Source organism: Roseburia zhanii (assembly GCF_014287635.1).
Lineage (GTDB): Bacteria > Bacillota > Clostridia > Lachnospirales > Lachnospiraceae > Roseburia_B > Roseburia_B zhanii.
Map to the genome: position 1 here is coordinate 24,751 of NZ_JACOPH010000015.1, position 13,565 is coordinate 38,315.

Here is a 13,565-nt window from a genome sequence, read left to right on the forward strand (position 1 = left end):
TCACCTTATCTTTCGTAGTCTTTGCTTCGTTCCTGCTTTTTCTTGTAAAGCTCATCGGAAACACGGGAGTGAATATCCGCCATTGCGTTTCTCGTTTTGGAAAGCTCATAGCGAATGTCCTTCGGCTCTTTGCCGGCGAGCTTTTCAGGGATACGGTTGATAGCAAAATTCTGTGTATCGACGCCGTACTTTTTGCAAAGCATATAGCCGATACATACTGCCTGAAAGCCCATATCCGCTCTGCTGTAACTGTCGCTGTTGATAGAGAGCTGTGCGTGGCCAAGCTCCTGTGCTACGCACTGAGCGACCGCTACGCTGTCTCCCACATCACGCTTTACATACAAGGTCTGTTCCTCGTTGTTATAAAACGCCGCCATATTGGGATACGGAAGCTCATTTGTTGCTTCCACTTCAACCGGGGAAGAATCCAGCATAACGGTAATGAGTGCTTTCGGGTCACGGTTGACAGTCGGTGCAGGCGGTCTTTTGCCGTTGGTCTGCGAAACATCAAAGACCTTTTTCACATTGTAGGAAATGCCGGTCGTACCGTCTTTCTTTGCATACTCGACAGGTTCAAGAATGGAAATGCTTTTCGCACCTTTCTGAATTTTCACATTATCTTTGCTCCAGTCATCAAAGTTTTTAAGCTGGCTTGCTTCGGGAAGCTGCTTGAAAATCAGAAGTGCGTTGACCGCAGAGTATCTGTCAAGACGGCTCTGCGTATCAAGGAAGGCTTTGAACTTTTCCGGGTCGGAAACAATCGCCTTTGCGGTGTCGTCCGCCATCTGATATACGGCTTCTTTTTCAGCCTTCATCTTCTCGGCATATTCCTCTTTGGAAAGTCGTTTGCTCTGCTGTCCTGCCTTAGCAGGGGTAAAATTGTTTGTCATTGTGATTACCTCTCTTTCACATTTTTGCTTTTAGGTTTCGGCTGCTGGTGTACGGTCTGTGCCGGGGCGTTCTTGACTTCCGGCTTTGATACCTCCGGCTCTTTGCGTTCTGCTTCTTTCTGCTGCTTGGACTGTGCCTTATATCGGTCAAGCTTTGCTTTTACCGACGGCTTTCTCTGTCTGTCGCTTACAGTACCCTTATCAGTTTGCATATCTACCGGCTCGGAGTCGTGCCTTGACGGAGGGTTTTTGTCCGTTTTGGCGACTGTGGGGTTTGACTGGGAATACCCCTCTTTCTGAATAGGTTTTCTGACGGCTTCCTCAGTGATGATTTCGTTTTTGGTTTTCGTCGGCTTGTCTTTCTCCAAAGCTTCACGCTTTTCGACAGCCTTCTGAGACTCGGTGACAATCGCAGCCTTATCAACTTTACCGAGTTCAAATCTCTCAACGATTCTCTGAATTTTGGAAGCGTCCTCTGCACGGGCAATAATATCAATCGGGACATTATCGCCCTTTGTGTTTTTATCCCTGAGTACGCAGTAGAGAACGCCGTAGCGTTTTGCCTGCTCGGTAAACTTCTTCAAGTCCTTGTTGGGGATAGAAAACACCTTCAGCTCCTTGCCCGACTTAATCATATTAGTAAGTCGAGCCTTGCCTTTTGTTTTCTGTTCCTGTTTGAGAACAGAGACTAAAAGAACGGCAATATTCTTTGCTGCCGCTCCGCTTAATTTTGCGGCTACTTCAAAGCCTTCAAGCGATAGCCTGACGACCTGTTCTGCCGCATCACCTCCGTTTGTCATTACGGTTCTGCTCCTTTCGTTCTTGTTTTTCTTCGTAAACTCTTACCGTTTCAAGGTTGGCTTCAATAACCTTTGACCTTTCGGCTATGTCATCACAAAGACCGACCTCTTTGCGGAGAGTCCACAGCTTGCTCGTGATTGCCGTAATCTGCTCTTTGACATTTGATAGCTCATCGTCACTCAAATTTCTTCTTAACTGTTTTCGCAGGTGCGTTCTATCGTCAGTCAAGGATTTGATTTGCGACAACACGGACTCTTTATATGAGAAAAGCTGCTCGTCGGTAGAAATGTTCTCCCGTCCAAGCAGCCTTGTCTCCTGAGTGATTTTGTCGAGCTTCAGCAAATCTTCTTTCAAAAGATAGTGAAGCCTTGCGGTATTCTGTTTTTTGTACTTCGGCAGATAACCCAGCTTATAGCAGTAATGCAGATACAGCCCATACAGTCCGCCGACCTTTTTGACTTTGTGTTCTCTTGTGGGCATTCGGTACTGCCTGACTCTTACCGTTTCCTTTGCAAAAGGAACGATAAGAACCTTTTGATTTTCCGTCAGCCTACGCTTGATTGCGTCCTCGGTATAATTCTCTCCGAGTGATTTAAGTCGTATCGGCTTCTTGTATCCTTTCGGGACAATCGTCCAATACTTTCGACTGTCGCTGAGACAATGTTCATAGCCCATCTGAGTCAGGATATAATCAAAGGTCTTTAAGTTGGTGCTGTGTGCAATCGCTTCATCAATGGCGTCACGGGTCATTGAATATCGGCTCGGCATACCGGCTTGTTCCTGCTTGTAGTAATAAGAGGATTGCTTACTGCGGTTTGGGTTCGGATTGTAATACAGTCCGTACTTTTCACAAAGGCAGTCGGCAACCAAACGAAACTTGAACCACGCTTTTTCGTCGCCCCATAACCGCTTGCCGTCCACAAAGGAAACGGAGTTTATTACATAATGACAGTGCAGGTGTTTCGTGTTCAGATGAGTAGTAACCACCACCTGAAATCTTTTGCCCCACACTTCGTTTGCAAATTCCATTCCGATTTTCTGTGCAAGCTCCGGGGATATGTCCTGTTCCTTAAAGCTCAGGTATCCGTGATAGGCTTGAATGCCGTCGTCTTTGCCGTATGCTTTTTTTACAGATATAAACTGGTCTCTTGCGGTCGCAGGGTTGCAGTTGATACCCTCTACGAAAAACTCACGCTCGGTTTTTTCTTCGTCCTTTGCATAGCTGAGAACATCACGGAGAGCCTGATACTGTTCCTCGGTGTAAATGTCTGCCGCCGTCTTTTCGGGATTGGCGGCATAGTCGATTACCTGACCGAGCCTTGATGTGACCGACCACAATTTACTTACTGCCATTTCATATCGCTCTTATCGGGTCTTAAAAAAGTACGCTCCACATCAGCCTGAAACTTGTGCCAACGCTCGGCTTCCTTTTTGAGCTGCGGTGCGTCCACAAATCCGAGGGTGTTTGCTTTCGCCGCAAGCTGATTGATGTTGTTGCCGATAGCGGAAAGCTCACGCATAACATCGTAAAATCTTTCATCGGGCTTTTCTCTCGGCTCGTATCCTCTGAGAAGCAAACGGATAAGTCCGCCTTCGGAAAGACACGCCCGCTTTGCTTTTTTCTGCAAATCCTGAGCTTCTGCCTTGTTCATCAGAATGTGCTTTTCAATGTTTCTCTTGCTCATTTTTATCGCTGTCCTTTCTGTAAATATAGTGTCTGTCCCGGTTTATCTGAAACAGGCACATTGTTGTTACTCCGAAAAAGCCGCCGATGAGTAACCCGGCGGCGACCAATACTATCTCCCGCAAAGCTTATGCTCCTTTCTTGCTTGGGGTATTAGGGGCAACCCCTAACGAGTGTACCGTTTTGGACATTCCTGTCCATAAATGGTCTGCTCGCTAAGATTATGCAGACACTCAGGGTTGCCCCATAGATTGACTCTTATCTCTCCATATCCTTTGAGACAGGCTTATACGGCTTTGCTTCAATACCGTCCAAGGACTTATAAAATCTCTCCGGGTATTTGAACTTTTCCTCGTACTTACGAGCCAGTTCTTTCGGCATACTGAGGAACTTTTCCGACTCAATCGGTGCGTATGCAATGAAGAACTTGCCGGCAATAATGTCGAGCATTTCACGGTTGCTGTCGTCTTTCACATAACATTTTTCAATCTTCCAACCATCCTTGCCGCCGTGTTCATCAGCCATATACGCTTCCAGTCGCACACATTTATCCGAGCCGTCAAGGGAAGAAGCATAGATAGAATATCCTCCCATACCCTCAATGAAAGCCTTATTGTTACTGCTGACAACATAGGTTCTTTGTTCCTCTGTGTAAGGCTTGTCAAAGCTGTCATCCGTAAAAACAATATATCCGGTCGTGTGGTTTCTTTCTTTTTCTGCCTGCCGGAAATGAGCTTTCAACTGCGGATAACTCATCTCAACATTCTCAGGCTCGGAATAAACTGCCCTGTTCAACGGCAAGCCGTTCATCTTTCCTTCATCGTTGCAGATGATGGCAACTTCGTCCTCAAAGGGCATATATTCTTCAATATCTCCCTCCACAAGAGACTGCATTGCTTCAAGCGTATCCTCGATTTCAATGAGCTTCGGATACCTGCCCGGCTCAACAAGAATGACGGAAATCTTCTCAGGTGCTTCTACCTTTTCAAAGGTATCCTCGTTAATATTCAAGGCGAGGGAGCTTCCGTTTTCCCAACTCATATGAATCTGTCCGGCGTCGTCAACGAATTTAACCGTTCCTTTCAGACCGTAGGGCATTTGACTTTCGCCAGCCATTTCAGTGAGTACAATCTGCGTTCCCTCCGGGTACATTTCTCTGATTTCTTTTAGTTTCATCGTGCAAAACTCCTTTCGGTTTTATCTTTTATTCCCAAGCGTTTACAAAGAAAGTCGTTGACATCTTTCCCATATTGGGGAGGGTCGTCAACGACTTCATACTTATCTGAAAGAATCGTCTGCAACGCTTTGGTCGCTTTTCTTCCGGCAATATCATTGTCCAAATGAAGAACAATTCGCCTGATTGTTTTGTCCTTTTCAAGCAGCCTGCCGAGTGTAACAGGCACTTTCGAGTCCTCGATTTTCTGCTTTGGGGAATACACTCCCGCAAGAGAAACAAGGTTAAACTGTCGCCAGTCTTTGCCCTCCAGCTTCATCAAAGTTGCATAGGAAAGCAGGTCAATGGCACACTCAAAAAGATGAACCTCTCCGGTGTTCTCGGCAGTCAGGCGGAAAGAATATTGCTTTTTGCTTCCGGTGCAGTCGCCCATAATTCTTGATTGATTTGTTGCTCTGTATGCGGCGTATTTAGGTTCTTTGTTCTCGTCATAGCCGATAAAAACAGCATTATGATATGGGAGCGACTCGATGATTAGCTTCTGTTCCAAGCAGTAGTTGATAATTTCATAATCAATCCCACGCCCGAAAAGATAATCAAATACCACATCGGTAGTGGGGCTTTTTTCAGGCAGAAGCAAAGGCTGGTTCTCATAACTTTTGATGTTTTCACAAGTCGGAAAGCTGACTGAACCGTTTCCCATAATGGTCTGAACCGCCTCCACAAAATCCATTCCACGGACTTTGATAAGGTAATCGAGGGCAGATTTGCCCCCGATACCTCTCGACCACCACATCCATTTGCCGTTGGAAATCTTCAAGCTGTCGTGGGTTCTTGTGGTGTAGGTGTTACTTGAAAATTTAACAAGCTCGCCCGGTTCATACTCTCTAAGATAGGTTAATAAATCCATTCGTTTGGCTTCGGTTATGACTTCCGGTGCAATATACGGCATAATTATCACCGCCGTTCTACATCAGCAAATCGGCAACCGCTTTCTGTATCGGTTCGTTGATACTGAGCTTTGCAATGATAATGAGTATCTTATCAACAGGGCAGCCGATGTCATTCCAAACAGTCCAAGCACCTCCCGCAAGGTCGTCGTTTTCATACAAAGCAATGATTTCTTCCGGCGAAAACACCGTTTCAATGCTCTGTCGAACCAACTCTCCGTAGAAAGAAAGCTTTGCATTTCTAAGGGCAAATTCTGCTTCCTTTGCGGGCGGTTTGCTTCTTTTCAATTCGAGATATGCTTTATCAAGTCTCCTGACCACAACCATCATCATTGCGTCAAAAGGGTTAATGATTGCTTTTCTGCAAGGGCAGTTTTCTCTTTCCTTATCGGGTGTCATTTTATCGTTCATAGGTTTTCTCCTTTCGTGTGTTCGGCACTTCGCCCTCATCGGGTTCGCCGCCGACAATTTCGTTTTCTCGCTTATCCATATTGAGCAAGATATTCAGCTCGTCCAAGCGGGCAAGCTTTGTCTTTAGTTCTTCCTCTTGGATAAACGGTTTTTGGACTTCTTTCTTTGCGGTTTCCAACTGATTTGTGGTGTTCTCAAGGTCATTTTCCGCAAGCGACAAGCTCTCGGCAAATCTCTCAATGCCGTTATCAAGACGGATAATATTGCCGTGTGCGTCATCACCGAGAGGAACATTTCTGCTTGTCGCACCTTTCAGTCGAACCTCATAATTTCGCTCTGCGGTATTAAAAAGCAGTTCCGTTTCAAACCCTCGGTACTTGCCGAGAGGAATAGGGTCGGGGCTGTTCATCTGCTTGCAGGCTTCAATGATTGCTTTACCGGCGTCGGCTTTTTCGGAATAAAAAACACCCTTAACCTCCATACCGACAAATCGGTCGTCCGTTGGTTTCGGGTGCTGTTTCGCAGTTTCTACATCTTGCTTCAATCCTTCAATACGGTTTTCCAAAGCTGTAATTCGCTGCGGATAATATTTGATTATCTTATCTTCCAAAGCGTATTTTTCAGATAGAAAGTTGGATTTTAAGAGCTTCAGCTTTTGAACTTGAATGTCCAAATCCATCTTCTCCTTAATATACGGGTTGCCGGTGGCAAGCATTTTAATCTCTGCATAGGAAAGGGCGGTTTCATCAATATCCTCGGCAGAACGCACCGGGGATTTGCTCGTCATAATCTGACTGGCGAACTTTTGCTTTCCCTCTACAAGCTGATAGAGATATGCGTCAAAGGTCTGCTCCGTTACATAGCGGTAAATATCTACATCAGGATTTGAGTTACCCTGACGGATAATTCGACCGGAACGCTGCTCCAAGTCTGACGGTCTCCACGGGCAATCCACATCGTGAAGTGCGATAAGTCTGTCCTGAACATTCGTGCCGGCTCCCATCTTTTGCGTAGAGCCGAGAAGCACTCTGACCTCGCCTTTACGGGTCTTTTGGAACAGTTCTTTTTTCTTCACATCGGTATCTGCTTCGTGGATAAAGCGGACTTCGCTTTCGGGGACACCACGCTCTATGAGCTTCTTTCTGATGTCGTTATATACCGAGAATGTTCCGTCATTCTTTGGAGTTGAGAGGTCGCAGAACACAAGCTGTGCCGATTTTTTATCGGCTGTTTCCTCCCAAATACGGTAGATGTTATCGACGCAGGCGTTGATTTTACTGCCCTCAAAATCAGGCAGCATATCGTTAAGCATACGCTGGTCAAGTGCTAACTTCCTGCCGTCGTTTGTAATTTTAAGCATATTATCTACACTCGAATCTACACCGCCGCCACGGACTTTCTCGGCTCGTTCCGCAAGGGAAGCAACCATCTCTTTCTGCATTTCCGAAGGCTTGACCGCAACATTGTGGAAGTGTGCTTCCGGCACAGGCAGTTCCAGCATATCCGCCGTCTTGATGTCGGCGACCTCCTTAAACATCGCCATAAGCTCCGGTAGGTTGTAGAATTTCGCAAAGCGGGTTTTCGCTCTGTAACCCGTTCCCTCCGGGGTAAGCTCAACGGCTGTTACAGTCTCTCCAAAGGTACTTGCCCACGAGTCGAAGTGCTGCAAGTTGTTTTTGACAAGCGTGTTGTACTGCAAGTATCGCTGAATGGTATATAGCTCCACCATACTGTTTGAGATAGGAGTACCGGTTGCAAATACCGTTCCTCGACCGCCTGTAAGCTCGTCAAGGTATCGGCACTTCATAAACAGGTCGGAGGATTTCTGTGCTTCCGTTTGAGCGATACCGCCCACATTACGCATTTTGGTGTAAAGATAGAGGTTCTTGTAATAATGACTCTCGTCAATAAAAAGCCTGTCCACACCGAGTTCTTCAAAGGTAACAACATCGTCCTTTCGGCTTTGGTCGTTGAGCTTTTCCAGCTTTTGTTTCACGGACTTTTTAGACTTTTCAAGCTGTTTAATGGAGAAGTTTTCTCCACGGTTTCGCTTCAAATCCATAATACCGTCTGTCAGTTCTTCAAGCTGCTGCTCAAGAATTGCCCTCTGTCTTTCAATGGACATCGGGATTTTCTCAAACTGAGAATGACCGATGATTACGGCGTCATAATCTCCCGTGGCAATTCGACCGCAGAACTTTTTGCGGTTCTTTGTCTCAAAATCTCGCTTTGTCGCTACGAGAATATTCGCCGCCGGATAGAGTTGTAAGAACTCCGCCGCCCATTGCTCGGTTAAGTGATTTGGCACTACGAACAGCGACTTATTGCAAAGTCCCAGTCGTTTGGACTCCATAGCGGCGGCTACCATTTCAAAGGTCTTGCCCGCACCGACTGCGTGTGCTAACAGCGTATTACCGCCGTACAGAATGTGTGCAACCGCATTTTTCTGATGTTCACGGAGTTCGATTTCCGGGTTCATACCGTTGAAAACAATGTGGCTTCCGTCGTACTCACGGGGTCTTATACTGTTGAACTTTTCGTTATACATCTTCGTGAGTTTTTCTCGGCGGGCAGGGTCAGCCCATATCCAGTCCTGAAAGCCCTGCTTTATGAGTTCCTGCTTTGCCTGTGCGATTGCCGTCTCTTTTTTATTGAGAACGGCTTTCTTTCTGCCTTCCTCATCTTCGATATAGTCAAAGATTCGGACATCTTTCAGGTTCAGTGTTTCCTCAATTATCTTATATGCGTTGATGCGGGAAGTACCGTATGTGCTGTACGCTTTTACATTGGAACGGTCGTAGCTCTTTCCCTCAATGTTCCATTCGCCGGTAAACTGAGAGTAGTGAACCTTGATATTCCATTGTGCATAGCGTGGGGTGTCGAGAAACTCAAACATAAACTGTTGGAATATTTCGGGCGGTATCCAAGTCGCACCGAGCCTTACGGAAATCTCGCTTGCCGTCAAATCCTTTGGCTGCACCTTTTCAAGTGCCTGCACATTGACGGTGTAATCTTCGGGATACAGTGCCGCAGACCTTTTGGCTGTCGCCAGCTTCTCACGAACATTGCCCGACAGATATTCGTCTGCCATCAGATACTTCGGCTCATAGGAATTACCGTACTCATAAAGGGGATTTAAGAAGATTACACCCTTTAAGTCAGCGAATAATTCCTCCTCACTTTTGCCGGACAACTCCATCATATATTCCATATCAATGGCTGCTTTTTCGCCCATAGAGACAGCGAGAGCCTCGTCTGCGGTGTCAACCTCCGTTACCGGCTTGTGCGGTTTAATCGTCCTTTTGAAGAACATATCCGCCTTGCGTTCCAGTTCGCCATCTTCATTGATAACCTCAAGAGCGGAGAGCAGAGCATAGGAGCTGTCGTCGGAAAAGGCAGAAGTATTGGCACGGCTGTTAATCAGTCCGTACTTCTTTGTAAAGCTGTCATACAGTGTGTTCAGCTTATCCTGTGCCTGTTTGATTTCGCTGTCCGGGTAATCCTCGGTTTGCAGTTCAATCAAGTTACGGACGCAATCTCTTATCCCAATCATACCCTTAATGCGGTTCTCAGCGGTTGCAGATACCTCCACCGGGGACATACGGGAGTTCTCACGGAAATAGATTTTATCGTCTAAAACAGTGTAAGAGAAGTTCCTTACCATAGGGTCTGCCGGGATAGAATTATCTTCTTCCTCCAGTTCGTCGGCAACCTCGTATTCGGAGATTTCTCCGTGAATGTTTGAGACTGCTTCGTTCAAAAGCTCCGAAAGGTCGGCATTTTCAAACGGTTCACAGGTTGCTTCCGGTCCGAAGCGACCGCTTACCATTTTCATTTCGCCGAGTATCATTTCCGGGTGCTGAACAAAATATGAGTTCATCCTTATACCGTTTTCGTCGGTGTCAAGATGAACCCAATCCGGCTCAATATCTATGAGTCTGTCTCGCTTTTGCAGAAACAGAATATCGGATACGACCTCTGTCCCGGCATTACCTTTGAAGGTGTCGTTCGGAAGTCTGATTGCTCCGAGAAGCTCCGCCCTCTGTGCGATATATTTACGCACATTGGAGTTTTCCTTGTCCATAGTTCCTTTGCTTGTCACAAGAGCCATCACACCGCCGGGGCGTAACTTATCAAGCGATTTTGCAAAGAAATAATCGTGGATTAAGAAATTGTACTTGTCGTATCGTTTATCGGAGACTTTGAAATCTCCGAAAGGCACATTGCCGATAATGCCGTCAAAGAAGCTGTCGGGGACATTTACTTCCTCAAAGCCCTGTGCCGCAATGGAAGATTTCTGATAAAGCTGCTGAGCGATACCGGCTGAAATGGTATCAAGCTCAACACCGTAAACCTTTGCGTTTTCCATTGACTTGGGCAGCATACCGATGAAATTACCGATACCGCAGGACGGCTCAAGCAGGTTGCCCTCCTGAAATCCCATCTGTTCCAACACCTTGTAAATGGCGGTAGATACTTCGGGCGGAGTGTAAAATGCAGTCAGTGTGCTTTCTCTTGCCGACGCATATTCCTCCGGCGTCAGGATGTTTTTCAGCATTGCATACTCTGTATGCCAAGCTCCTGCTCGTTCGTCGAAGGCTTCGGGAATACCGCCCCAACCGACATATCTCGACAAGATTTTCTGCTCGTCAGGTGTTGCAAAACGGTTTTCGTTTTGACAATCTCTCAGGACTTTTATTGCTGCATAGTTTCGGTGGAAGCGTTCTTTCTTGTTCACTTCTTCAACCTGATTATTGGCAAGGTCAAAGTTGTGTCGTTCGGACATAGGAATATCCGGGTGGAGGTCAAAGCTCTTTACTTTTGACTTTTTCTTTTGCTCCCAAGCGGGGACAATCGGTTCAGGCTCTTTGTCGTAACCGTTGCCGATACGAACACCCTCGTTATACATTTCCTCATCGCTGTCAAAACCGTTTTGAGTAGCAACGATTTCTCTGTAATCCTCAATCGGTACATTCCCGATATTTGTTGCCACCATATCAGCTCTTTCAGTGTTTTCAATAAGAGCTTCCATTGTGGCAGAGGTACAGTCGGTCAAATCCGGTGTCCTGTGAAATTCTCGGTCTGCGTCCACAAACCATTCCGTACCTACATCGGCAAGCTCCTGATTTGCAATGCTACCGAGATAATCAAAGAAATCCTCTGCCGAGTCATACTCCCGTGCGACTTGCTGTATCTCGTCAAAAGAAAGAGTATTTGTAACATACTGACCTCCGGCATTGCTGTCGGGGTTATAGTACATCCAAGTTACACTTTCATTGTCCCGGTCAATAAAGAAGGCGTCGTCATAACCGGTTTTCGGACTGAAATCCGGTACGGTTTCAGTATCGTTTTGAGCTTTATTTTCGCCTGTAACGGTTTTTTCTTCCGCCGGTAATACACTGACCTTCAAGTGGTCGTTCATCGGATTTTCACGCACTTTGCGGTCAAATTCTTCCCTTGAAAGTTCCTTGTTGAATAAGGGCATATCGAAGTCATAGAGCATTACACGGTTTTCATCAAAGGACAAAATCTCATACTGAGAAGCCCCAATATACACGCTGTCGCCGAGATGATATTCATACTGCGCTTCCGGCTCGTCCTCTTTGTTTTCAGGTTCAGGCGGTGCGGTAGAAAGTATCTCACGGTTTTTTCTCTGCTCTGCAAGCTCGGCTCGCCGTTCTTCCTGCTTTTCAAGCCATTCAGGGTACTTTTCTTTTTCCTTTGGGTTTAGGTATCTGTCCATACGGATAAGGTCTCCGATACGCTTTTCCACCTGAGACCAAGAAAGAGTAATGTGCGGCTTGTCGCTTCCGATACCTTTTGAAATTGTGATACCTTTTCCGTCGTGCTGTTCGTCAATGCCTGCACCGATGATGACCGGATAAGAGCCGCCCCAACCGTATTCGTTTTTCAAGAAGTCGGCGTTCTCTTTTGCGGAAATGCTCTTTTCAAACTGCTCATAGATACGCATTTTACCCTCGGAAACTCCGCTTCCACGGGTCAATACAGCGTCTATGATTTCCTGAGAAAAAGTAAAGGCAGAGGTTTTTTGTTCCTCTGCCTGATTTCCCATAATGAGAGTCAACTGACCGTCCATAGACGGAATCGGTTTCATTGTATCGGTCAATTCTCCCAAAAGTCTCATTGCTTCAAAATGCTGTGCGATAACGCCCCAGTCGTAGAAACTCTGAGCGGTTCTGTTTTCGTATTCACCCTCCCACAAGTGGAGGACATTCTGAAATGTTTTGTATCCCACAAGCCTGCCGTCGTTTAAGGTAAGCCGGGTGTAGTCGTTATTGAAGATACCCTTGATATATTCGGTACGGGTCGCATTGTCCGTATTTCTCTCATAGAAGTCTTTGATTTCTTCCTTTGAAGCGGACAAATGCGGGGTAGTACCGAGTATCTCTCGGATAGTATCATCGCCACCGAAAAACGGCAGGCTCTTGTCCTCGTGGTTTCTGTCGTAATACTCTAAGCGAATATTACCTGATTCTTCACGATTTCCTGTGCCGAGTTCCTGATGTTGTTCATCAGGCGAACCCACTTCATCATATCTTCCGCTTTCATCTGCTCCGTCAGCCCGGCTTTCTGTGCCATCTGCTTCACGAGAGTTTCCTCCAGTTCGCTGGCTCTCTGCTGAACCTCCGCCAAGTGACTGTTCAGAATCCCTTTCGTCAGAAGATTGTAGTACAGGATTTTGTGATGTTCCTTCAGATAAGTTCTCCTCATCTGCGACCATCTGCCGAGAGTCACTTCCGTCTGCTCCGGCAGTTTCAGGTTCGGAAGATTGTAATCTCCCACCATCGTGTATGTGATTTCGCTCATCGCTTTGACTCCTTTCGTCTTTGATGTCTTTATTGTATTCGGATTGCTCCTGTTCATCAATTATGCGATTTTCCTTGCTGAGCGTGCTGATTGTTCTGCTGACAGGGAGCAACGCCATTTCTGCAATGTCGCTTGTAGCAATACCCACCGCATTGAGAACTTCCTGTGAATTAAAACTTGAAATACCGGCAAAGTCATCGGGAGAATAGACCTTGTCTGCGTTCAGTCCCAATCGTGCCATAACCATATATGATACGCTGTTTCTGACAAGCTCCAAATACAAGGCATTTGCTTCGTCGGCAGACAAATACTCAATATCGCTTCCTGCACCCAAACTCATAAAGTCGGAGATATAGTCTGCGATGTTATCCTCAACGGCATTGGCAATGCTCTCTTTGACGACATTTTCAATACTCGTTGTATCGTTTACCGCACCGAAAGTATTTTCAAGTGTTTCAATAACTTCTGCTTCATATTCGGGTCTCATCTCCCAAATCGGAACAGGGCGGGAATGTCGACTTTCGTGGGTGTCCGATATATCAAAGTAATGAATCAGCCTTTGACGGCTTCTGTCTGTGTCCTCAAATACGGCAATACCCTTTGCTCCTCGGTTTACCCAGCGACCGAAAGTACCGTTCCATCGTTCGATTTCAAGCACGGCTGTTGCGTCGGGTCTTTGGGCATAAATGAGAAGCTGTTCATCAAATCGGAGCCTGAAATTTCTGCCTGCTGTTTTCAGAAACGATTGCCAGTTTACCGGATTGTCTGTAACTGCAAAACAGGTTCTTTCATACAGCTCTGAAATCAGGTCAAATTTTCTTGCCACC

9 protein-coding genes are annotated in these 13,565 nt (G+C 46.3%); all 9 read right to left on the reverse strand.

Translation table 11 applies throughout. From position 1 onward, the window contains the following. Nucleotides 1-5: 5 nt before the first annotated feature. Nucleotides 6-890 carry a hypothetical protein gene (locus tag H8S17_RS13425; protein ID WP_015573064.1) on the reverse strand — a complete coding sequence of 295 codons (885 nt, stop codon included), beginning with the start codon at nucleotides 888-890 and terminating at the stop codon, nucleotides 6-8. Nucleotides 891-895: 5 nt separating this feature from the next. Continuing rightward, nucleotides 896-1,690, reverse strand: a complete 795-nt coding sequence (locus H8S17_RS13430) for a PcfB family protein (protein WP_003525219.1) — start codon at nucleotides 1,688-1,690, stop codon at nucleotides 896-898. Then, nucleotides 1,674-3,044 (reverse strand): relaxase/mobilization nuclease domain-containing protein, encoded by a 1,371-nt coding sequence (locus tag H8S17_RS13435; protein ID WP_024721688.1) that lies wholly within the window; start codon nucleotides 3,042-3,044, stop codon nucleotides 1,674-1,676. Before H8S17_RS13435 ends, H8S17_RS13430 begins: the two co-directional genes overlap by 17 nt. Further along, entirely contained in the window at nucleotides 3,035-3,376 is a 342-nt protein-coding gene (locus H8S17_RS13440) for a plasmid mobilization protein (RefSeq protein WP_024721689.1), read from the reverse strand. The genes H8S17_RS13435 and H8S17_RS13440 overlap by 10 nt, the downstream gene beginning before the upstream one ends. Then, entirely contained in the window at nucleotides 3,357-3,500 is a 144-nt protein-coding gene (locus tag H8S17_RS17280; protein WP_081721142.1) for a DUF3789 domain-containing protein, read from the reverse strand. Before H8S17_RS17280 ends, H8S17_RS13440 begins: the two co-directional genes overlap by 20 nt. A 133-nt stretch (nucleotides 3,501-3,633) precedes the next feature. Further along, on the reverse strand, nucleotides 3,634-4,551 hold the full coding sequence (locus tag H8S17_RS13450) for a DUF3846 domain-containing protein (protein ID WP_102364678.1): 918 nt from the start codon (nucleotides 4,549-4,551) through the stop codon (nucleotides 3,634-3,636). Continuing rightward, on the reverse strand, nucleotides 4,548-5,501 hold the full coding sequence (locus H8S17_RS13455) for a DUF3991 and TOPRIM domain-containing protein (RefSeq protein WP_024721691.1): 954 nt from the start codon (nucleotides 5,499-5,501) through the stop codon (nucleotides 4,548-4,550). The genes H8S17_RS13450 and H8S17_RS13455 overlap by 4 nt, the downstream gene beginning before the upstream one ends. 16 nt (nucleotides 5,502-5,517) lie before the next feature. After that, a complete protein-coding gene (locus H8S17_RS13460) occupies nucleotides 5,518-5,910 on the reverse strand; it encodes a hypothetical protein (RefSeq protein WP_014635901.1) in 393 nt (130 codons plus the stop codon). Further along, nucleotides 5,900-13,564: an N-6 DNA methylase gene (locus H8S17_RS16965; RefSeq protein ID WP_102364677.1), complete on the reverse strand. Its 7,665-nt coding sequence runs from the start codon at nucleotides 13,562-13,564 to the stop codon at nucleotides 5,900-5,902. The genes H8S17_RS13460 and H8S17_RS16965 overlap by 11 nt, the downstream gene beginning before the upstream one ends. Nucleotide 13,565: the final 1 nt, after the last annotated feature.